Here is a 20,404-nt window from a genome sequence, read left to right on the forward strand (position 1 = left end):
GACGCGTGGCGGCTAAGGTCCGCGCCATTCCACCATCCCCTGATATCCTTTCCTCCCTTTGTCTCCGGAGTCACCCTTGGCCCTGCCGCCGAAAACCGATGAAGCGTTCCTCCGCGAGGTCGACGAAGAACTGCGCCGCGATCAGCTTGCGGGTTTCTGGACGACCTGGGGCAAATGGGTCGCGCTCGGGGTGGTCGCAGCACTCGTCGCGCTGGCCGGATTCCTCTATTATCAGCACCGCACCGAAACCCAGGCGGGTGTCGAGGGCGAGCAGCTCCAGGCCGCTTATGACGCGCTGGCCGCGGACAGGGTCGCCGAGGCGAACACGACGCTGACCAAGCTCGCCGCGTCCGACCGCGCCGGGTACAGCGCGCTCGCGCGGTTCACGGAAGCGGATATCCTTCTCCAGAAAGAGGATATGAAGGGCGCCGCGGCCAAGCTGGCGGCGATCGCTGCCGACACGTCGGTCGCCAAGCCGTTCCGCGACCTTGCGCTGGTCCGGCAGACGTTGGCGGAATATGACACGCTCAAGCCGCAGGTCGTGGTCGAGCGCCTGCGTCCGCTTGCGGTCACGGGCAATCCCTGGCTCGGCAGCGCAGGCGAGATGGTCGCGGTCGCCTATGTCCGGATGAACCAGACCAAGCAGGCGGGGACGCTTTTCGGCCAGATCGCGGCTGATCCCGGCGTGCCCGAGACGATTCGTCAACGCGCTGTTCAGATGGCCGGTGTACTGGGCGTCGACGCCGTTGCCAGCACCGGGACGACCGGGGCCGCCGCTGCTGCTGCATCAACTGAGGATACCAACGCGCAATGACGAAGTCTTATCGGGTGACGGTCGCGGTGGCTGCGCTCATGGCCTTGAGCGGCTGCGGCATCTTCAAGGGTGGCGTCAAGAAAACCCCGACTGTCGGGAACCGGGTATCGATCCTGACCTCCGAGAACGGGGTCGAGACCGACGCGACGATCGCCGATGTCCAGGTTCTCCTGCCGGCCCCCTCGGTCAACGACGCCTGGGCACAGCCGGGCGGCAATCCCGCCAAGTCGATGGGCCAGCTTGCGCTCGCCGCGCAGCCCACCAAGGCATGGCAGGCCTCGATCGACGGTGGCTCCAACCGCGAACGCATGGCCGCGCCGCCTGTCGTCGGTGAGAACAAGCTGTTCGTGATGGACGTCCACGGCGTCGCGCATGCGTTCAAGTCCGACACCGGCGGGGCGTTGTGGACCACGCCGATCACGGAGGGCAAGATCAACCAGTCTGCGCGGTTCGGCGGCGGCGTGAGCTATGACGACGGCAAGGTCTATGCGACCGACGGCGTCGGCGACGTAGTCGCGATGAACGCGTCGGATGGCACGATCCTGTGGCGGGCCAAGCCCGGCGGCCCGTTGCGTGGCTCGCCGACCGTGTCGAACGGTGCGGTCTATGTCCTGACGCAGGACAACCAGATCTTCTCGCTCAACCAGGGCGACGGCAAGGTCCAGTGGGTCCAGTCGGGCACGCTCGAGACGCAGGGCGTGTTCGGCGTCGCGGCACCCGCGGTCAGCCAGGGTACCGTCGTTTCGGGCTTCTCGAGCGGCGAACTCAGCGCCTATCGCTACGAGAATGGCCGCATCCTGTGGCAGGACGCGTTGTCGCGCACGTCGATCACCACATCGGTGTCGAGCCTGTCGGATATCGACGCGGCCCCGGTCATCGATGGCGGCCGTGTCTATGCGGTCGGGCAGGGCGGGCGCATGGTCGCGCTCGAGCTCTCGACCGGCCAGCGTCTGTGGGAACAGAATTTCGCGGGCATCTCGACCCCCTGGATCGCGGGCGAATGGCTGTTCGTGGTCACCGACGATGCGCGGCTGGTCTGCCTGTCGCGGTCGAACGGCAAGGCGCGCTGGATCGCGCAGCTGCAGCGGTTCGACAATGAGAAGAAGAAGAAGGGGCCGGTGACCTGGTATGGCCCGATCCTGGCGGGCGGACGCCTGATCCTGACCAATTCGCGCGGCGAGATCGTCTCGGTCAATCCGGGCGATGGCGCGGTCGGCAGCACGATCGAGACCAAGACGCCCTTCACCCTGCCGCCGATCGTCGCAAACTCGACGCTCTACACGCTCGACCAGAAGGGCAAGATCACCGCCTATCGGTGAGCCGTCACCCCTCTCCCGGTGGGAGAGGGGTAACAGGTGACGACGGAGCGTTCCCGCGCTAAGGGCACGGCATGTCCAAACTCCCTGTGGTCGCAATCGTCGGCCGCCCCAATGTCGGCAAGTCGACCCTGTTCAACCGCCTCGTCGGCAAGAAGCTTGCGCTGGTCGACGACCGGCCCGGCGTCACGCGCGATCGCCGCGAGGGCGATGCGTCGCTGATCGGGCTCGATTTCCGCATCATCGATACCGCCGGATACGAGGATCATGACGCGCAGACGCTGCCCGGGCGGATGCGTCAGCAGACCGAGGCTGCGGTCGGCCAGGCCGATGTCGCATTGTTCCTGTTCGACGCACGCGCCGGCATCGTGCCGCTCGACGAGGAGATCGCCCGCTGGCTGCGCACCGCCGACGTGCCGGTCGTGCTCGTCGCCAACAAGGCCGAGGGCCGCGCGGGCAATGACGGCGTGCTCGAGTCGCTGGCGCTCGGCTTCGGCGATCCGGTCGAGCTGTCCGCCGAGCATGGCGAGGGCATGGGCGACCTGTTCGAGGCGTTGCTCCCGCTGCTCGAAGGCAAGGACGAGGTTCCGGAGGAACAGCCCGACAATGAATATGAGGGGCCGTTGAAGCTCGCGATCGTCGGACGTCCGAACGCGGGCAAGTCGACGCTGGTCAACCGCATCTTGGGCGAGGACCGGATGATCACCGGTCCCGAGGCCGGCATCACGCGCGACTCGATCAGCGTCGATTACGACTGGCATCCGACCGGCGGCGAATCGCGCAAGGTCCGGCTGATCGATACGGCGGGGATGCGCAAGCGTGCGAAGGTCCAGGACAAGCTCGAGAAGATGTCGGTCGAGGACGCGTTGCACGCGGTCGACTTCGCCGAGGTCGTCGTGCTGCTGCTTGACGCCACGCTGGGGCTCGAGGCGCAGGATCTGCGGATCGCCGACAAGGTGCTGCAGGAGGGCCGTGCGCTCGTCATCGCGCTGAACAAATGGGACATCGCCGAGAGCGCGTCGTCGCTGTTCAACGGCGTGAAGCGCGCGCTCGAGGACGGCCTCAGCCAAGTCAAGGGCGTGACCGTCATGACCGTGTCGGGCGCGACCGGCAAGGGTATCGACCAGCTGCTCCAGGCGTGTTTCGACACGCGCGACGCCTGGTCGAAGCGTGTCGGCACCGGCGAGCTCAACCGCTGGTTCGAACGCGCGATCGAGGCGACGCCGCCACCGGCCCCGGGCGGCAAGCGGATCAAGATGCGCTATGTCACGCAGGTCAAGACTCGGCCACCGAGCTTCGTTATCTTCGGCACGCGCGTCGACCAGCTGCCGGCGAGCTACGAGCGCTATCTGGTCAATTCGATGCGCAAGGATCTGGGCTTCGGCGCGGTGCCGGTCCGGCTGATGTTCCGCGCGCCGAAGAACCCGTACGACGATAATCGCGGCGGCGGCGGCGGCTACTAGACGGTGGCGTCCGGGGTGGTCCGGATCGACGCGCGGGGCATGCGGTGCCCCTGGCCCGCGATGCGGCTGGCCAGAACGCTGCGTCAGGCGGGCGAGGGATCAGGCTCGGACGGAATGCCGGCCAGTGTTCGGATCGAGGTCCGCGCCGATGATCCGCGTGCGCCTGCCGAGCTGGCCGCGGTCGCGGCGGCAGCGGGCGCGGACATGGCGATCATTTCCGATCCAGTCGCGCCAATATTTGTCGTGACACGCGGGTCCGACAGCAACAATGTCTTTACGGAATAGCGATAGGCTGACCGTCGACGTTCATGGCGGGCCGGCCAAACGGGAGTAGGCGTCAGTGTCATTCGAAGGAAACACCCTGGTCGACTGGCCGGCGTTTCAACAGGCCCGCAGCGAGCTTGGCGGCGGGTTCATCCGCATCCTCGGCTATTTCCGCGAAGACGGCGTGAAGTCGGTCGCGACGATCGAAGCGGCGATGCGCGCCGGCAGCGCGGCGGCGCTGATCATTCCAGCCCATACCCTGAAGGGCGAGGCGCGCCAGTTCGGCGCCGAGCCGCTGGCCGATCTCGCGGAAACGATCGAGACGATCGCACGCGACTGTGTCGAGCTTCACGATACCCCGGATGCCGCGCTCGAGCATGTCGCGCGGTTGCGGCCGCTTTTTGGCGAAACGCTGACGCTGCTCGAGCGCGAGGCCAATCCGCTGGTCCCTCGCCGTCCCGCGGCGGGCGGGTTCGGGCGGCGTGCCGTCCCATCGGGGTTCGGCGCCGAATAAGCGCGACGGCGGCGCGCGTTGCCGGTCGCCGCGAACGACGACCGGCAGACGAGCTCAGCCCTTCAGATAGGGTGCTGCACCGGCCTTGGGCGAATCATGCTCGGAGATCGAGTTGAGCTGGATGTAGTTGTGGATGCCCATCCGCGCGATCATCTCGAACTGGCGTTCGATCGTGTCGACATGCTCTTCCTCGCTGGCAAGGATGCGCGCGAACAGGTCGCGGCTGATATAGTCCTTCACCTCTTCGCAATAGGCGATCGCGCTCTTCAGCTGGATCGTCGCCTCGACTTCTAGCGCGAGGTCGGACTTCAGAACCTCCTCGACAGTCTCACCGATGCGCAGGCGGCCGAGCAGCTGGAAATTGGGCAGGCCATCGAGAAACAGGATGCGCTCCGACAACCAGTCGGCATGCTTCATCTCGTCGATCGACTCCATGCGCTCATACTGGGCGAGCTTGTAGACGCCCCAATGCTCGAGCATCCGATAATGGAGCCAATATTGGTTGACCGCGGTCAACTCGTTCTTGAGCGCCTCGTTCAGGAAATCGATTACCGTGGGATCGCCGCGCATTGCCATAACTCCGTCACCTCTGAGCGGCATGTAGCGGTTTTACGTTCGTGGCGGCAAGGGCGACGGGACCGCGCCGTGTGGCGCCGCGCCAGGTCAGGCTGCGGCGCGTTCCTCGTTGATGATCGCCCGGGCGACCGACGTGCACTGACCGCATTTCGGCTGACGACCCAGCGAACGGAACGCCTGGCAGGGCGTCGCGCACCCGCCCCGCGCGCAGCTGCGGACGTCGGATTCTCGAATGGCATTGCAGACGCAGACGACCATGGAAGCTCCCTCGTGAGAGCTTCCAATTAGCGATAATGCGAAACAGTCGCAAGCGCTTTTGCGTGTGATTCGCAACTAACGCTGCATGGCGGGTCAGGCCAGCGCGGCGTCTGCCCCCATCAGCGTTGGGAAGAAGCCCTCATGCGCGGCGCGCAGCGTGTCGAGTGCGATCACGTCGTCGCGATCGGGGCGTTCGAAGATCAGGCGCTTGCCGCCGGTACGGCCCAATGGTTCGGCCTCGACATCGGCGGCATGTGCGGCGCCGAGGAAGTCGAGCAGCGCGTGGTCCTCGACGGTGACGATATAGACGCCCTGGTCCTCCGCGAAGAAAGCGCGGGCGCAGTCGAAGGGCTGCTTGCGATCGATCATCGCACCGATGCAGCCTGCGAGCGCCATTTCGGCCAGGGTCACGGCGATGCCGCCGTCCGAGACGTCGTGGACTGCCGACAGCTGGCCCTCGGCGATCGCGTTGCGGATGAGGTCGCCGACGCGACGCTCCGCCGCCAGATCGACCGAAGGGGGCGGGCCTTCCTCGCGACCATGGCATTCGCGCAGCCACAGCGACTGGCCGAGATGGCCGTGCCGCGTGCCCACCGCGAGGATGATGTCGCCCGAGCCCTTGAACGCGATCGTCGCATTCTTCTGCCAGTCGGCGAGCAGGCCGATCGCGCCGATTGCAGGCGTCGGCAGGATCGCCGAGCCGCCGCCAGTCGCCTTGGATTCATTGTAGAGCGAGACGTTGCCCGACACGATCGGGAAGTCGAGCGCGATGCACGCGTCGCTCATCCCTTCGAGGCAGCCGACGATCTGACCCATGATCTCGGGACGCTGCGGGTTGGCGAAGTTGAGGCAGTTCGTCACCGCAAGCGGCAGCGCGCCGACCGCGGTGAGGTTGCGCCATGCTTCGGCGACCGCCTGCTTGCCGCCCTCGACGGGATCGGCGAAGCAATAGCGCGGCGTGCAGTCGGTGGTCATCGCCAGCGCCTTCTGCGTGCCGTGGACGCGGACGACCGCGGCGTCGCCACCGGGGCGCTGCACGGTGTCGGCGCCGACCATGTGGTCATATTGCTCCCAGATCCAGCGGCGCGAGGCGATGTCGGGCGAGCCCATCAGCGTCACCAGGTCGGCAGCAATGTCGTTGCTGTGCGGCACGTTTTCGAGCGGCGCGGGCTTGGGCGTCGGCACGTGCGGGCGATCGTAGAGCGGTGCCTCATCGGCCAGCGGCCCGAGCGGGATGTCGCAGACGGTCTCGCCCTTGAACGTCAGCACCATGCGGCCGGTGTCGGTGACGCGGCCGATCACCGCGAAATCGAGCTCCCACTTCTTGAAGATCGCCTCGGCCTCGGCCTCGCGGCCTGGCTTCAGCACCATGAGCATCCGCTCCTGGCTTTCGCTCAGCATCATCTCGTACGGCGTCATGCCCGTTTCCCGCTGCGGCACGTCGTCCATGACGAGTTCGATGCCGACTCCGCCCTTCGACGCCATCTCGACCGACGAGGAGGTGAGGCCGGCGGCGCCCATGTCCTGGATCGCGACGATGACGTCGGTCGCCATCAGTTCGAGACAGGCCTCGATCAGCAGCTTTTCGGTGAAGGGATCGCCGACCTGGACGGTCGGGCGCTTGGCGTCCGAATCCTCGCCGAAGTCCGCACTCGCCATCGTCGCGCCGTGGATGCCGTCGCGACCGGTCTTGGAGCCGACATAGACGATCGGATTGCCGATGCCGCTGGCGGCCGAATAGAAGATCTTGTCCTGATCGGCGATCCCGACGGTCATCGCGTTGACCAGGATGTTGCCGTCATACGCCGCGTGAAAGTTCACCTCGCCGCCGACCGTCGGCACGCCGACGCAATTGCCATAACCGCCGATGCCGTGGACCACGCCCGAGATCAGGTGGCGCATCTTGGGGTGATCGGGCCGGCCGAAGCGCAGCGCGTTCATGTTGGCGATCGGTCGCGCGCCCATCGTGAAGACGTCGCGCAGGATGCCGCCGACGCCGGTCGCCGCGCCCTGATAGGGCTCGATGTAGGACGGGTGGTTGTGGCTCTCCATCTTGAAGATCGCCGCCTGATTGTCGCCGATATCGACGACGCCGGCATTCTCGCCCGGGCCGCAGATGACGCGCTCGCCCTTGGTGGGCAGCTTCATCAGGTGGATCTTGCTCGACTTGTAGCTGCAATGCTCGGACCACATCACCGAGAAGATGCCGAGCTCGACGAGATTGGGCTCGCGGCCGATCGCGTGGAGCACGCGCTCATATTCTTCGGGGGACAGGCCGTGGTCGGCGACGATCTGCGGTGTGATCTCGGTCATGGGGCGGGCTTTAGCGGGGTGGGGGGCGACTTGCCAGCGTCGATCCTGCTCGAAGCGCGAGGGACTGGCGACGTGCAATTGCCATGTCATGAAACGGCGTCAGACTTTCCGTCGATACCGCCCGGTATATGGCAGGGCGGTCGTCATTCGGGGGGTGTTAATGAAGATCGCGTCGATACTGGCGATTGCGGCGCTGGGGAGCACGGCGATGCAACTGCCCGCGCAGGCACCGGCGAGTTTCTGCGAGCGGCTTGCTCCCAAACTCAACATGAAGCAGGCCGGATCGAAGCCCGCGCGGGCCACCGAATGGCGCGTCAATACGATGGGTCTTGGATCGCATCTGTTTGGCGGGTCGTCGATGGTGTCGTTCATGGTCCGGCCGTCGGGCGAGCAGACCCAGGCGGCCTATGACAAGGCGACGAAGGCCTGCAGCCAGTCGCCCAAGGGTATCCTGTGCCGGATCGAGGGGCCGGTCGAGCTGACGGTGCAGACCAAGGGTGGCGAAGCGAAGGGCGATGCGGCCGCCGGTGAAAGCGCCGAGGTGGAGTTGCGGAGGGCTGCGATCCTCTGCCGCGACCTGTAGTCGTCATCCCACTTTGCGTCGTCATCCTGACGGACGTCAGGATCTAGGGTAACGAGGTACGCGCCTTGCGGCTCTGGATCCTGACTTTCGTCAGGATGACGGGAGGGGGGCGATTGCGCCCCCCCGTGCGTATCACCCGTAGGGCGGCTGCGTGTAGCCCTTGGGGCTAAGCGTGAAGATGTCGCAGCCGGTCTCGGTGATGCCGATCGAGTGTTCGAACTGCGCCGACAGCGAGCGGTCGCGCGTGACCGCCGTCCAGCCGTCGTCGAGCAATTTCACGTCGGGGCGGCCGATGTTGATCATCGGTTCGATGGTGAAGATCATGCCGGGGCGCAGTTCGGGGCCGGTGCCGGGCTTGCCGACATGGACGACTTCGGGGGCGTCGTGGAACAGCCGGCCGACGCCGTGGCCGCAGAAATCGCGGACCACGCCGTAGCGATGCTTCTCGGCATGACGCTGGATCGCATGCGCGACGTCGCCCATGCGGTTGCCGGGCTTGGCCTGTTCGATGCCGAGCATCAGGCATTCATAGGTCACCTCGACGAGGCGCCGTGCCTTGATCGGCACGTCGCCGATCAGGTACATCCGGCTCGTGTCGCCGTGCCAGCCGTCGAGCAGCGGCGTGACGTCGACATTGACGATATCGCCCGACTTCAGCGTCTTCTCGCTCGGGATGCCGTGGCAAACGACATGGTTGATCGAGATGCAGACGCTGTGCGTATAGCCACGATAGCCGAGCGTCGCCGGCACCGCGCCGGCGGCTGTGACGAAGTCGTAGATCAGCCGGTCGATCTCCGCAGTGGTCACGCCCGGCACCATGTGAGGCACGATCATGTCGAGCGTCTCGGCGGCGAGCCGCCCGGCCTTCATCATGCCTTCAAAGGCAGCGGGGCCGTGGAGCTTGATGGCGCCGGTGCGCGCGTCCGGCGCGTCGGACGTGACGGTTACATATTCGGTCATGGCGAGCGATATAGCGTGGCGGCGCAACTTTTGCGAGGCTATGCGAAGGGCCATGACACAGGAACGCATCTGGACGGCCGCACTGACGATCATCGGCGACGAGATCCTGTCGGGCCGCACGCAGGACAAGAACGTCGCGCAGATCGCGGCCTGGCTCAACGTGCAGGGCATCCGGCTGGCCGAAGTGCGCGTCGTCGCCGACCGGACCGAGGCGATCGTCGAGGCGGTGAACACCCTGCGCGCACGCAACGACTATCTGTTCACCACGGGCGGGATCGGCCCGACGCATGACGACATCACCGTCGATTCGATCGCCGAAGCGCTGGGTGTCGCGGTCGAGCATCATCCGCGGGCGATGGCGGTGCTGGAGGCCTATTATGCGACCCGCGGCGGGCTGACCGAAGCACGCGCGCGGATGGCGCGCGTGCCGGTCGGTGCCGACCTGATCGACAACAAGGTATCGGGCGCGCCGGGGATCCGGATCGGCAACATCTTCATCATGGCGGGGGTGCCGCACATCACCGCCGGCATGCTCGACGCGCTCACCGGCACGCTCGAGGGCGGACGCCCGGTCGTGTCGAAGACGATCGGCTGCTGGGTGGCGGAGAGCGAAGTCGCCGACCTGCTGCGCGATGCCGAGAAGGCGCATGACGGCGTCGCGGTCGGCAGCTACCCGTTTTTCCGCGACGGCCGGACGGGCGCGAATTTCGTCGTGCGCAGTGCGGATGCCGTGCTGGTCGATCGCTGCATCGCCGATCTGGTCAGCGCGCTCGAGGCGACCGGGCGCGTGGTAACACCCGAAGGCATCTGACGCCGCGGGCGTATCCCAGGTTGGTGGACGGCCCGCTGGGCCAAGCCGCTTGCAAAGCACGGCAATACCCGTCAGCCTTCGTAAAAATACGAAGGAGAGGCTGGATGACTGCAAGCAATCTGATGCTGATGATCGTGGGCTGTATGGCGGTGTTGCCACTCGTGGCGCTCGCCTTCGTGATGTGGCGGCCGGTGACCAAGCCCCTCGACTGAGGGGCGTTGCGCCGCGTGCACGTCGGTCGTGCGCGCGGCTCGCTCCGTCTGCCAAGTCCGGTGCCGATGCCAAGCGTGATTGACAGGCGCGGTCGGAGAGCTACCCCGGTGGCATGGTTACCCGACAGACCCGCAACCCGGTGCTCGCGTCCGAACTCGACCGCTTCATCGATGCCCAGGTAATTGCCGGCACCGGCACCAGCGCCGATGCGGTTGCCGCTGAGACCCTGACGCTGCTGCGCGACCGGGTGGGGCGATCCGTCGCCGCCACCCCGGTGGCCTGGCCGATCGCCGGCGGGGCATGTGGCGCAGCGATACGAGCGCATGACTGGAGCGCGACGCCGCTCGGCGCGATCGACACCTGGTCCCCGCAGCTTCGCTCGACCGTCAATACGGTGGTCAACTCGCCCGTCGCCAAGGTGCTGATGTGGGGCGCCGACGGCCTCATGCTGTATAATGACGGCTATGCCAGGATCGCGGGCGGCAAGCATCCGGCTGCGATCGGTGCGCGCGCCGTCGACGTCTGGCCCGAGCAGGCGGACTTCAACCGCCACGTGCTGGGCGAGGTGATGCGCGGCGAGGTCATGCTGTTTCGCGACCAGCCGATGACGCTCCATCATGACGGAGCGGCGCACGCGGTGACGCTCGACCTCTTCTACACCCCGGTGCATGATTTCGACGGCAGCGTCGGCGGCGTGCTGGGCACGGTCATCGACAATAGCGAGCGGGTGGCGGCGGAACGGCAGCTGGCGCGGAGCGAATCGGAGCTGCGGATCGTCACCGACGCGCTGCCCGTGCTGATTTCCTATATCGATCGTGACTATGTCTATCGGTTCGCCAACAGCTTTTACGAGGACTGGGTCGGGCTGACACCCGCGCAGGTCGTCGGACGGCATGTCCGCGACGTCATCGGTCAGCCCGCCTTTGCCGTACGGCAGCCGATGATGGACCGGGCACTGGCCGGCGAGACGGTAACCGCCGATGCGCGGCTGCCGCACCGCGACGGCGGCGACCGCGCGTCCGAGCTGCGCTATATCCCGCGGATCGAACCCGATGGGGCGATCAACGGCTTCTACGTGCTGGTCTTCGACGTCGAGGAGCGCGTCAATCGCACGCTGCAGCTCGAACGACAGATCAGCCACCGTGAACGCGCCGAGCGTCAGCTGCGCGTCCTCAACGAGACGCTCGAGGCGCGCGTCATCCGCGAGATCGAGGAGCGTCGGCTTGCCGAAGCGGGGCTCGCCCAGGCGCAGAAGATGGAGACGATCGGCAAGCTGACCGGCGGTGTCGCGCACGACTTCAACAACCTGCTCCAGGTCGTCTCGGGCAATCTGCAGCTGCTCGGCAAGGACATTGCCGGGAATGCGCGTGCCGAGCGCCGGGTCAGCAACGCGATGGCGGGGATCGAACGCGGCGCCAAGCTCGCCGCGCAGCTGCTCGCCTTCGGCCGACGTCAGGCGCTCGAACCCAAGGTGGTCAACGTCACGCGGTTCGTGCGCGGGATGGACGACATGCTGCGGCGTGCGATCGGCGAGGCGATCGAAGTGGAGACGGTCGTCGGCGGTGGGCTGTGGAACACGTTCATCGACCCGACGCAGATCGAAAACGCGTTGCTCAACCTCGCGATCAATGCGCGCGACGCGATGGAGGGGCGCGGCAAGCTGACGATCGAGCTCGGCAATGCCAGCCTCGACGACGCCTATGCACGCGGCCATCTGGAGGTCGCGGCGGGGCAATATGTCATGCTGGCGGTTACCGACACGGGCAGCGGCATGGCGCCCGACATCATCGACAAGGTGTTCGAGCCGTTCTTCTCGACCAAGAGCGAGGGCAAGGGATCCGGGCTCGGCCTGTCGATGGTCTATGGCTTCGTCAAGCAATCGGGCGGCCATGTGAAGATCTACAGCGAGGTCGGCGAAGGCACGACGATCAAGCTCTATTTGCCGCGCGCGATGGGCCCCGAAGACGTCGAGGTCGCGACCAGCGGTGGGCCGATCATCGGCGGGACCGAGACCGTGCTGGTGGTCGAGGATGATGACGAAGTCCGTGCGACCGTCGTCGAGATGCTCGGCGACCTCGGCTATGGCGTACTGAAAGCGGTCGACGCGGGCAGTGCGCTGAACGTCATCGAAAGCGGCGTGCCGATCGACATGCTCTTTACCGACGTGGTGATGCCGGGGACGCTGAAGAGCCCCGAACTCGCCCGTCGTGCGCGCGAGCGGATCCCCGATCTCGCGGTGCTGTTCACGTCGGGCTATACGGAGAATTCGATCGTGCATGGCGGCCGGCTCGACGTCGGCGTCGAGCTGTTGTCCAAGCCCTATACGCGCGAGGCGCTCGCGCGGAAGTTCGAACAGGTTCTTGCCGGCCAGCGCGCGCGGCGGCGCGCGGCGGAGGGTCACGAGGATGCGCCGCAGTCGGACGGAGACGTCCCGATCCGCGTCCTGCTCGTCGAGGATGACGCGGCGATCCGTGCGGGTGCCGCCGAGATGCTGCGCGATCTGGGCATGGCGGTGATCGAGGCGGCCAGCGCCGAAGCGGCGCTCACGACGCTGCAGGCCCGCCCGGTCGATGTGCTGGTCAGCGACGTCAACCTGCCCGGGCTGTCCGGCCCTGAGCTTGCCGAAGCGGTCCGCATGCGTCGGCCGGACATCGGGGTCGTGTTCGCAACCGGCGACAGCGAGGTCGCGCTCGTGCCATGGGATCCCCAGGCGATCCTGCTGCCGAAGCCCTATGGCGTCGAGGCACTGCGCTCGGCTGTCGTCAGGGCGGCGTCGAAGTCGGCGATCGACAGGCCAGCGCCGGCTGATACTGCGGCCGAAGGACCTGTGCTGATGCAGATCGCCTCAGACGGAAATCCTGACCGGCAGTAACCGTGACGGGGGGCAGGGTAACGTGCGACGGACGCGTGCGTGCCCTGGTGCCTAGCGCGTCGGCCAGACCATCATGCAGGTGTCGACAAGCTGATTGAGCTCGCCACAGGTGGCGCCCGATCCGCCCTGGATCGCCAGCCCCTGCATGACCGCGAACAGATAGCGCGCAAGAGCGGGCGACTCGAGGCCCTCGGGGAACTCGCCCGCGGCCTTGGCCTCGTCGAACCGGCGGATCAGCGCAGCCTGCGACGACTCGCGGCGTTTGGCGACCTCGGCCTTGATCGGTTCAGCCTCGACACCGCAGGCGACGCTGCTGATGATGCTCAGGCACCCCTTGGGATCGCAGGTGCTCGTCTGCATCTGAAGCGCCCCGCGCAGCAGCCGCTCGGCCACCGCCTTGGCGGTCGGCGCATCGAGCGCGGAGGTCATATAAGCGAGCTTTTCGCGCTCATAGAGGTCGAGCGCCTTGTGAAACAGCGCTTCCTTGTTGCCGAACGCGGCATAGAGGCTCGGCTTGGTGATCTTCATCTCGGCCGTGAGCTCGGCCATCGACGCCGCCTCATACCCGTTTCGCCAGAAAACGCGCAGCGCGGCCGCGAGCGCTTCCTCGAGATCGAACTCGCGGGGGCGGCCCTTGGGGGCGGTGAGCGTGCACAAGCTATTCATACCAGTCGGTATATAGGCACAAGTGGAAAAACGTCCAGTATCCCGGACGTTCCGGGATCCAGCGACCGGATCGCGCACGTCGAACATCCGCGCCGCCCGCGCGTTGGGCGGGGCAGGACCGGCGGGTGATCCTGCTGCGGTCGGACAAGGTATTATGATCATGAGAATCGGGTTTATCGGTCTGGGCCAGATGGGGCATGCGATGGCCACCAATCTGGTCGAGGCGGGTCATGAGGTGACGGTGTGGAACCGCTCGCCGGACAAGGCCGATGCGCTGGTCGAACGTGGCGCGACTCGGGCCGCGACGCCCGCCGAAGCGGCGCAGGGCGACGTGGTGATGACGATGCTGGCGGACGATGCCGCGCTGGAGGCGGTGGTCTACGGCAATGACGGGATCCTCGGTGCGCCGGCGGTCCATGTATCGCACAGCACGATCAGCGTCGCGCTGGCGGAGCGGCTGACGGCGGACCAGAACGAGGCCGGTGGCTATGTCGCGGCCCCCGTCTTCGGTCGTCCGCCCGCGGCGGCGGCGGCGATGCTGTTCGTCGTCGCGGCGGGACGCGACGATCTGATCGCCCGGTGCGAGCCCGCACTGGATGCGATCAGCCAGCGCGTGTTCCGTGTCGGCGAGATGCCGTCCGCCGCCAATCTGGTGAAGCTCAGCGGCAATTTCATGATCATGGCGGCGGTCGAGGCGATGGCGGAGGCGATGACGCTGGCGGAAAAGGGCGGGGTCGAACCGGCGCTGCTGCTCGAGGTGCTGACGGGTACGCTGTTCAACGCGCCGGTCTACAAGACGTATGGCGAGATGCTGGTCGAACAGCGGTTCACGCCCGCAGGTTTTGCCGCGCCGCTGGGGCTGAAGGACATGAACCTCGTCGACACCGTAGCGGGGCGACTGCGTACGCCGATGCCGCTGCTCGGCGTGGTGCGCGATCATCTGCGCGCCGCGATCGCGCAGGAGGGGGAAGATGTCGACTGGTCGGCGGTGGGCGCCGCCGTCCGGCGCAACGCCGGGCTTTAACGCCGCCGCTCGCCCGCCTGTCGGCCGTGCAGTGCGGCCTGCAGGCGGGGTCGCACCACGAGAAAGCCGAGATAGGCGCGCTCGAGCAGGCGGAGCGCGGTGCGATTGCGCGCGAGCAGGCCGAGCGGCCGCAGGACCGGGATTGCGCGCCACATCGCAGCGAACGCCGCCGCGCCCGACAGCATCGTCCCGTCCTCACGGGCATGAAACCGCGCGAGTAGGTCCCGGCGGTCGATCGGGCAACTCGCATCGGGATCGGTGGCATCGACGAACGTGATCGCACCGCGCCGGTCGAGCCGCCGCATGAGCGCGATCTCGCGCCGGCATAGCGGGCAGTTGCCATCATGCCAGACGACCAGATCGGTCACCGGGCGTCCGCCGCGTCGGCGTCGGGATTGCGCGCGCTGATGCGCGTGGCGAGCAATGTCGCAAAGCCGAGCCAGCCCACGAACGGCACGCCGAGCAGTGCCGCGGGACGATCGACCTTCGCCGCCGCCGCAACATACGCGCCGCCGGTCGCGACCATCGAGCCTGCAACGACCGCGCCGGATCGCAGCGCTCGCTTGCGGAAGAAGATCTCGGTCCAGCCGCCGACCATCGCGGTGTTGAGCAACCAGAGCCCGACCGCACTCGTGCGACGTGGCCCTGAGGGCTGGCGGAGCAGACGATATCCACCGACGGCGAGCCCGGTCTCGAGCACCGGCCACACCGCGCCGAACACGGCATCGGGCGGCGTATAGCTGGGCTTGTCGAGCCGCTTGTACCAGCGGCGGGTGCGCGGGTGGGAGGGGTCGGGCGCATTGCGACGACCGATCGCGGCGCTGACGCCGAGGACCGACAGGACGATCAGCGCGGCAGCAGTCCGCGACAGTGCTGGCGATGGCGCAAGCGGCGGAACGGGCAGCGCGACGGGATGGTGATCAGGATGGGCCATCGCTCAGCGCTCCGCGAGATAGCGTTCGAGATCGTCGCAGCCACCGATCGTCTCGCCATCGATGACGATCAACGGGGTCGTCGCGATACCGTGCTCGGTCTTGAACGCCTCGACCGTGTCCCGATCGCGCAGAATCTGGTCGTCGACGTCATAGCCTTCGGCCTGAAGCAGCTGCTTGGCGCGGACGCCGAACGGGCAGGTGTGATCGGGCAGCACCATCCGGTGCAGCGTCGCGGTACGGGTCTGGGTCATCATCGTCCTCGGATCTGCGGCCTCTCGATACGCCGATCGATGCCAGATCCTATAGCGCGGGATGGCCCCAGACGTTCCCTGCGGACGTTGCGGGCTAGCGGCGCAGGGCGCGACGCACGGCGGTCCAGCTGACGAGCTTGAAGTTCTGCGTGTCAGGGGCATTGTCGCCGTCCTGCGCGACGAACAGGCCGCCCGGATAGGCCGGGCCGAAATCGCCGAGCATCAGGTCGATGCCGTCGGTATCGCTGGTCCCGTCGATCGCCCCGCCGCCGATCCGGAACCGCCCCGCATAGGTGACGCCGGGCAGGCGGTAGAGCGTATAGGCGTTGTCGCCCTGGCTCGAGACGACCAGATAGCCGCCGCGGCTACCCGAGGGCGCGAGCGCGAGGCCTTCCGCATCGGCGACGAGCGTCTTGCCGTCGACCTGCGCGATCGGCGTCGCGGTCCCCGGTGCCGACGGATCCGCGTCGAACCGCCAGAGCCCGACATCTTCCTCCGCGACGTAGAGCAGCCCGGTCCGGTCGTCGACGACGCAGCCCTCGGCCTGGCTCGCGAGCTTCATCGATCGGACGGTCGTGACCTTGGGGACGCCGCCCGAGACGTCGATCGCGACCTGATCGATCCGCCCGTCCTTCAGCACGACGAAGCCGAACAGCGCGTGATCGCGCGCGCGTGTCCACAGGCACATGCCGTAAGCCTCGCCCGGGCCGACCGGGAACCGGCCGAGCGGCACGAGCCTCGCCGCCGCGGTGTCGAGCGCGAACAGCGCCACATGCGCGACGTCGACATCGGCGCGGTCGCTCGCCGCCGCGATCACGCGCGTGCCGACGGTGCGAAGGTCGACATTGTTCAGCCGGTCGGCGGGCGTGAAGCTCAGCCGCTTGCCGGCCAGGCTGTAGACGTGGATGCCCGCCTTCTTGTCCGTCCCGATGACCAGGCTCTTCGCCGGGTCGGCGGGGTTGCGCCAGATGGCGGGATCGTCCGCCGCATCGGCCGCGGTATCGACCGGATCGGTTTCCGCGGTCGCCGCGACCAGCGGCGCGGTGGCCGTCTGGGGCACGCTCGTGGTCGCGCACCCGGCGAGGATCAGCGCGACGAGCGGCAGTCCGCGCATCAGAAGGTCACCCGCACGCCGCCGGTATAGCGCCGCCCGAACGTTTCATGCTCGATCGTATAGGCAGACGAGCCGGCATAGCGGCGGCCCGGGCCGTTCAGCAGATTGGCAAAATCGCCATAGATTTCGACATTGTTGTTGATCGCGTAGCGCACGCTGGCGTCGAGCTCATTGTCCTTCGCCCAGTAGAAATCGCCGCCGTCGATCCCGCGGACGACGCCGCCGATCGTGTCGGTGCCGCCGATCGCATCGAGCCATGCCGACCGGTTCTGGTAGGATACCCGCGCCGAAAAACCGTATTTCTCGTAATAGGCGATCAGATTGTAGATCGCGTCCGACGCGCCGGGCAGCGGCACCTTGCGCGAGGGCAGGGCAGCGGTCCCCGGCGTCTCGGCGCGGCTCTTGTTGATCGTCGCGTTGAACTGGACGCCGAAGCCACCCATCCATTCGGGCAGCCCGAGATCGGCGGTGAAGGGCTCGAGCTGCTGCTGGATCGCACCCTCGATGCCCATGATATAGCCGCTGCCGCCGTTGACGATCGTCGAATAGAGATAGCCCGATCGGTCGACGCCGCCGGTGTTCAGCGTCGTCCGCCCGAACGTCTGCGTCGAGTCGAACAGGACGTCGGTGACGTCCTTGTAATAGGCGCCGATCGACAGGAAGCCGCGCGGCATCGTGTAATATTCGACATAGAGATCGACGCCCTTCGCCTTTTCGGGCTTCGCATCGGGATTGCCGCCGGAGATGGTGGCGTTCGCATCGTTATAGCTGAGATTGGGGCGCAGCTGATCATAATCCGGACGCGCGGCGCCGGTGTTGAACGACAGTCGTGCCTTCATCCGGTCATCGACGTCCCAGTTGAGGTGGAGGCTGGGATAGACCAGCGTCTGGCTCGACTTCACGTCGATCGGGGTGGTGACCGTCGTCGCCGCGGTGCCGGTGCCGACCGTGCCGATCGAGAAGGCGCGTGCGTCATTGCGGATATGCTCGACGCGGGCGCCGCCGATGATGCTGCCCCAGCCGGTCGTCGCGGTCGCCATACCATAGGCCGAATAGACCTTTTCGCCGACGTCGTAGAAATTGGCGTCGCTACGGACATAGCTGCCGACCGCCTTGGCTTGATCGACCAGTCCGAGAACCTTGTCGCGGTCGAAATACTGGAAGGTGTAGCCGAGCGGGATCTCGCCCTGGAACCCGCCGGGCTTGGCGATCGCCGAATAGTTCGTCGCGATGCCCGCCGCGGCAAACTGCGCGGGCGTCGACAGGTCGAGCAGATATTCGTTCGACGTCTTGGTGCGGTCGTCATAGCGCACGCCGGCGGCGAGGATCGTCGAGGCGCCGAACACCGACGCCTCGCGGCTGATGTCTAGCTTGGCGGTATAGGCCTCGGTCACGTCCTGCGCCTTCAGCGAGCGCAGGCGCGACAGGGTGCGCGGGAAATCCTCGATCGCCGTGACCCGGTCGCCGCGCGAGAAGCTGCCATCGGCGTTGCGGATCGTCCGGTACAGCTGCACCTTGGCGAGCTGCGGATCGGTCAGGTCATAGCCGACGGTCAGGCGGTTGGCGGCATTTGCGCCATTGGTCCCGAACGAGGGGCTGTCATAGTTGAGCTGCGCAGGCTGCGACCGGTCGTCGATCGAGCGAGTGTAGTTGCCGCGCCACGCGACCTTCCAGTCGCCGAGTTCGTGATCGCCGCCGAGCGTGTTGGTGAACACCGACTGCTTGTACTTGCGCACCGTGAAGTTCGAATTGAGATCGATCCCGTACACCGTGCCGAGCAGGGGGGTATTGCCCGTGCAGACATCGGCATAGCCCGTGGTGCCCGAGGCGGGTCGCGCATTGACCGCGCACGCTGCGGTGCCGTTCGGGGTGCGCGACTGCTGGTCGTCGAGATCGAAGATGTAGTTGTTGCGCTGCTCGTCATCCTCGAACGCCGAATAGATCGTCTCGGCGAACAGCTTGTGGCCGGGGGCGGGGCGCCAGTCGAGCCGGCTCGACAGCGAATAGTTCTTGCGCGTCAGCCGGTAGAGCTTGTTCTCGGTCTCGCGCGCCCAGTTGCGCGTCTCGTACCCGGGGCGCAGGTCGCGGTCGACCGCTTCGAAATCGGTCTCGAAATTGTCGGTGACCATGCCGCGGCGATAGAGGCTGGCGGACGAGACGATGCCGAATTCGCCGATCCCCGTGTCGAATCGGTCGGACACGACGAGCGAGCCTTCATATTCGGTCTTCTTGCCGAGCTCGACATGGCCGAGGCCGCCCTTGGCCTGAACCTTCAGCCCCGGATAGTCGAACGCCGACCGGGTGATGATGTCGACATTGCCCGCGATCGTCTCGCCGGTCATGTCGGGGGTCACCGCTTTCCGCACGATGATCTGCGACGCGATCGCCGAGGGGATCGAATCGAACCGTGCGTCGCGACCTTCCGGGCTGACCACGTTGATCCCGTCGAACGACAGCGTCGTCCAGTTGATCGGGCTGCCGCGCAGCGTGATGTAGCGGGCCTGGCCCTGGTCGCGCTGGACGCCGACGCCGGGCAGGCGGCTGACCGCCTGCGCGACATTCTGGTCGGGCAGGCGCCCGATCGAATCCGACGCGATTACCGAGACAAGCGAGGGGCTGGTCCGCTGAATCTGCAGCGCTGCCGCTTCTGACTCGGCGATCGGGCGCGATCCCGAAACGACGATCTCGTCGCCGGCCGCGTTGGTCTCGATCGTCATTGCGACATCGAGCACGACCGCCGCGTCGGTGACCGTGACGCTGCGCCGGGCATCGGGAAAGCCGACATAGCGGACGACGACGTCATGCGTCCCGGCGGGGATCCCGGCCAGCGTAAACTGGCCCGCGCGATCTGCCGCGGTCGCGAGCCCCAGCGCGGGGATCGAAACCGATGCGCCGTCGAGATAGTCGCCGCTGCCGGCCTGCGAGATCGTCCCGGTGATGCTGGCATTGCCACGCGGGGCGGGGGCTGCGGCTGCGGCAGGGCCATCGACCGGTTCGGCGCGGGCGATCCCGATCGCGAGCGGGATCATCGCGCTGCCGATAAGAAGCGCGCGCAAGACAGCAGGGCCGCGTGCGCGGTGTGACAGGCCGATGATCATGATGGTCCCCCGATTGGTCCAGCTATGGGCTGGCTTGCCGGGGTGCCTATTGCAGACCAATGGCAGCGTGGTGACACGGGGGTGACAGTTTCGTTACGTCGTGCCCCGCGTCCCTCGACACAGCGCGCCATTCCGCGTCGAGAAGCATCTTGCGTCGCTAACGCCGAGCCGATAGACGCTCGCCATCGCATCGCGACCGCCGGCGCTCATCCGCCGCACGGACGTACAGTCGATATGCGGGTGTAGCTCAATGGTAGAGCTTTTGCTTCCCAAGCAAGTGACGAGGGTTCGATTCCCTTCACCCGCTCCACGCCGACACCGTCGGTGCCAACGCAAATCCCTTTCCACGCCGACCACCG

General features: G+C 66.8%; 19 protein-coding genes and 1 tRNA gene. 10 read left to right on the forward strand and 10 right to left on the reverse strand.

Translation table 11 applies throughout. The features are described from left to right. Nucleotides 1–76 precede the first annotated feature (76 nt). From sphst_RS07515 to sphst_RS07535, 5 genes are all read left to right on the forward strand, one after another. Nucleotides 77–814 carry a tetratricopeptide repeat protein gene (locus sphst_RS07515; RefSeq protein ID WP_031395624.1) on the forward strand — a complete coding sequence of 246 codons (738 nt, stop codon included), beginning with the start codon at nucleotides 77–79 and terminating at the stop codon, nucleotides 812–814. Next, nucleotides 811–2,133 carry an outer membrane protein assembly factor BamB family protein gene (locus sphst_RS07520; RefSeq protein ID WP_031395625.1) on the forward strand — a complete coding sequence of 441 codons (1,323 nt, stop codon included), beginning with the start codon at nucleotides 811–813 and terminating at the stop codon, nucleotides 2,131–2,133. Before sphst_RS07515 ends, sphst_RS07520 begins: the two co-directional genes overlap by 4 nt. A gap of 71 nt (nucleotides 2,134–2,204) precedes the next feature. Next, nucleotides 2,205–3,593, forward strand: a complete 1,389-nt coding sequence (der, locus tag sphst_RS07525; protein WP_031395626.1) for a ribosome biogenesis GTPase Der — start codon at nucleotides 2,205–2,207, stop codon at nucleotides 3,591–3,593. A gap of 15 nt (nucleotides 3,594–3,608) precedes the next feature. Continuing rightward, nucleotides 3,609–3,878, forward strand: coding sequence for a sulfurtransferase TusA family protein (locus sphst_RS07530; protein ID WP_267895108.1), 270 nt, complete (start codon nucleotides 3,609–3,611; stop codon nucleotides 3,876–3,878). Between the two features lie 55 nt (nucleotides 3,879–3,933). After that, on the forward strand, nucleotides 3,934–4,371 hold the full coding sequence (locus sphst_RS07535; protein WP_031395627.1) for an Hpt domain-containing protein: 438 nt from the start codon (nucleotides 3,934–3,936) through the stop codon (nucleotides 4,369–4,371). Nucleotides 4,372–4,425: 54 nt separating this feature from the next. Here the strand turns inward: sphst_RS07535 and bfr are convergent, their stop codons facing one another. From bfr to purL, 3 genes are all read right to left on the reverse strand, one after another. Beyond that, on the reverse strand, nucleotides 4,426–4,941 hold the full coding sequence (gene bfr, locus sphst_RS07540; protein WP_042467738.1) for a bacterioferritin: 516 nt from the start codon (nucleotides 4,939–4,941) through the stop codon (nucleotides 4,426–4,428). Nucleotides 4,942–5,034: 93 nt separating this feature from the next. After that, nucleotides 5,035–5,205, reverse strand: a complete 171-nt coding sequence (locus tag sphst_RS21170; protein ID WP_081877712.1) for a (2Fe-2S)-binding protein — start codon at nucleotides 5,203–5,205, stop codon at nucleotides 5,035–5,037. Between the two features lie 93 nt (nucleotides 5,206–5,298). Continuing rightward, on the reverse strand, nucleotides 5,299–7,518 hold the full coding sequence (gene purL, locus sphst_RS07550) for a phosphoribosylformylglycinamidine synthase subunit PurL (protein WP_031395629.1): 2,220 nt from the start codon (nucleotides 7,516–7,518) through the stop codon (nucleotides 5,299–5,301). A 160-nt stretch (nucleotides 7,519–7,678) separates the two neighbouring features. On the opposite strand from purL, the gene sphst_RS07555 reads away from it, so the two are divergent. Beyond that, nucleotides 7,679–8,101 carry a hypothetical protein gene (locus sphst_RS07555; RefSeq protein ID WP_031395630.1) on the forward strand — a complete coding sequence of 141 codons (423 nt, stop codon included), beginning with the start codon at nucleotides 7,679–7,681 and terminating at the stop codon, nucleotides 8,099–8,101. Nucleotides 8,102–8,233: 132 nt separating this feature from the next. Here the strand turns inward: sphst_RS07555 and map are convergent, their stop codons facing one another. Beyond that, the gene (gene map / locus sphst_RS07560) at nucleotides 8,234–9,061 is read right to left on the reverse strand and encodes a type I methionyl aminopeptidase (protein ID WP_031395631.1); all 828 of its coding nucleotides are present in this window, start codon (nucleotides 9,059–9,061) and stop codon (nucleotides 8,234–8,236) included. 52 nt (nucleotides 9,062–9,113) lie between these two features. Between map and sphst_RS07565 the strand changes: the two genes are divergently transcribed. Together sphst_RS07565 and sphst_RS07570 are read left to right on the forward strand one after the other, a co-directional pair. Next, nucleotides 9,114–9,872 (forward strand): competence/damage-inducible protein A, encoded by a 759-nt coding sequence (locus sphst_RS07565; protein ID WP_031395632.1) that lies wholly within the window; start codon nucleotides 9,114–9,116, stop codon nucleotides 9,870–9,872. Nucleotides 9,873–10,197: 325 nt separating this feature from the next. Then, complete coding sequence (locus tag sphst_RS07570) at nucleotides 10,198–12,957, forward strand: response regulator (RefSeq protein WP_107045366.1); 2,760 nt, start codon at nucleotides 10,198–10,200, stop codon at nucleotides 12,955–12,957. 51 nt (nucleotides 12,958–13,008) lie between these two features. On the opposite strand, the gene sphst_RS07575 is transcribed toward sphst_RS07570, so the two are convergent. Next, nucleotides 13,009–13,623 (reverse strand): TetR/AcrR family transcriptional regulator, encoded by a 615-nt coding sequence (locus tag sphst_RS07575; RefSeq protein WP_031395635.1) that lies wholly within the window; start codon nucleotides 13,621–13,623, stop codon nucleotides 13,009–13,011. Between the two features lie 22 nt (nucleotides 13,624–13,645). On the opposite strand from sphst_RS07575, the gene sphst_RS07580 reads away from it, so the two are divergent. Continuing rightward, nucleotides 13,646–14,647 carry an NAD(P)-dependent oxidoreductase gene (locus tag sphst_RS07580; protein ID WP_325049458.1) on the forward strand — a complete coding sequence of 334 codons (1,002 nt, stop codon included), beginning with the start codon at nucleotides 13,646–13,648 and terminating at the stop codon, nucleotides 14,645–14,647. Here the strand turns inward: sphst_RS07580 and sphst_RS07585 are convergent. From sphst_RS07585 to sphst_RS07605, 5 genes are all read right to left on the reverse strand, one after another. After that, nucleotides 14,644–15,015, reverse strand: a complete 372-nt coding sequence (locus tag sphst_RS07585; RefSeq protein ID WP_107045367.1) for a thiol-disulfide oxidoreductase DCC family protein — start codon at nucleotides 15,013–15,015, stop codon at nucleotides 14,644–14,646. The two genes, sphst_RS07580 and sphst_RS07585, sit on opposite strands and share 4 nt — an antisense overlap. Further along, nucleotides 15,012–15,581 (reverse strand): TspO/MBR family protein, encoded by a 570-nt coding sequence (locus sphst_RS07590; RefSeq protein ID WP_107045368.1) that lies wholly within the window; start codon nucleotides 15,579–15,581, stop codon nucleotides 15,012–15,014. The genes sphst_RS07585 and sphst_RS07590 overlap by 4 nt, the downstream gene beginning before the upstream one ends. Nucleotides 15,582–15,584: 3 nt before the next feature. After that, nucleotides 15,585–15,833, reverse strand: a complete 249-nt coding sequence (locus sphst_RS07595) for a glutaredoxin domain-containing protein (protein WP_031394956.1) — start codon at nucleotides 15,831–15,833, stop codon at nucleotides 15,585–15,587. 94 nt (nucleotides 15,834–15,927) lie between these two features. Beyond that, the gene (locus sphst_RS07600; protein ID WP_107045369.1) at nucleotides 15,928–16,947 is read right to left on the reverse strand and encodes a phytase; all 1,020 of its coding nucleotides are present in this window, start codon (nucleotides 16,945–16,947) and stop codon (nucleotides 15,928–15,930) included. Then, nucleotides 16,947–20,045, reverse strand: coding sequence for a TonB-dependent receptor (locus tag sphst_RS07605; protein ID WP_107045370.1), 3,099 nt, complete (start codon nucleotides 20,043–20,045; stop codon nucleotides 16,947–16,949). The genes sphst_RS07600 and sphst_RS07605 overlap by 1 nt, the downstream gene beginning before the upstream one ends. A 236-nt stretch (nucleotides 20,046–20,281) precedes the next feature. On the opposite strand from sphst_RS07605, the gene sphst_RS07610 reads away from it, so the two are divergent. Beyond that, nucleotides 20,282–20,355 (forward strand) — tRNA-Gly (locus sphst_RS07610). Nucleotides 20,356–20,404 lie beyond the last annotated feature (49 nt).

This window comes from Sphingomonas sp. STIS6.2, from assembly GCF_000732685.2.
Classification (GTDB): Bacteria; Pseudomonadota; Alphaproteobacteria; order Sphingomonadales; family Sphingomonadaceae; genus Sphingomonas; species Sphingomonas aerolata.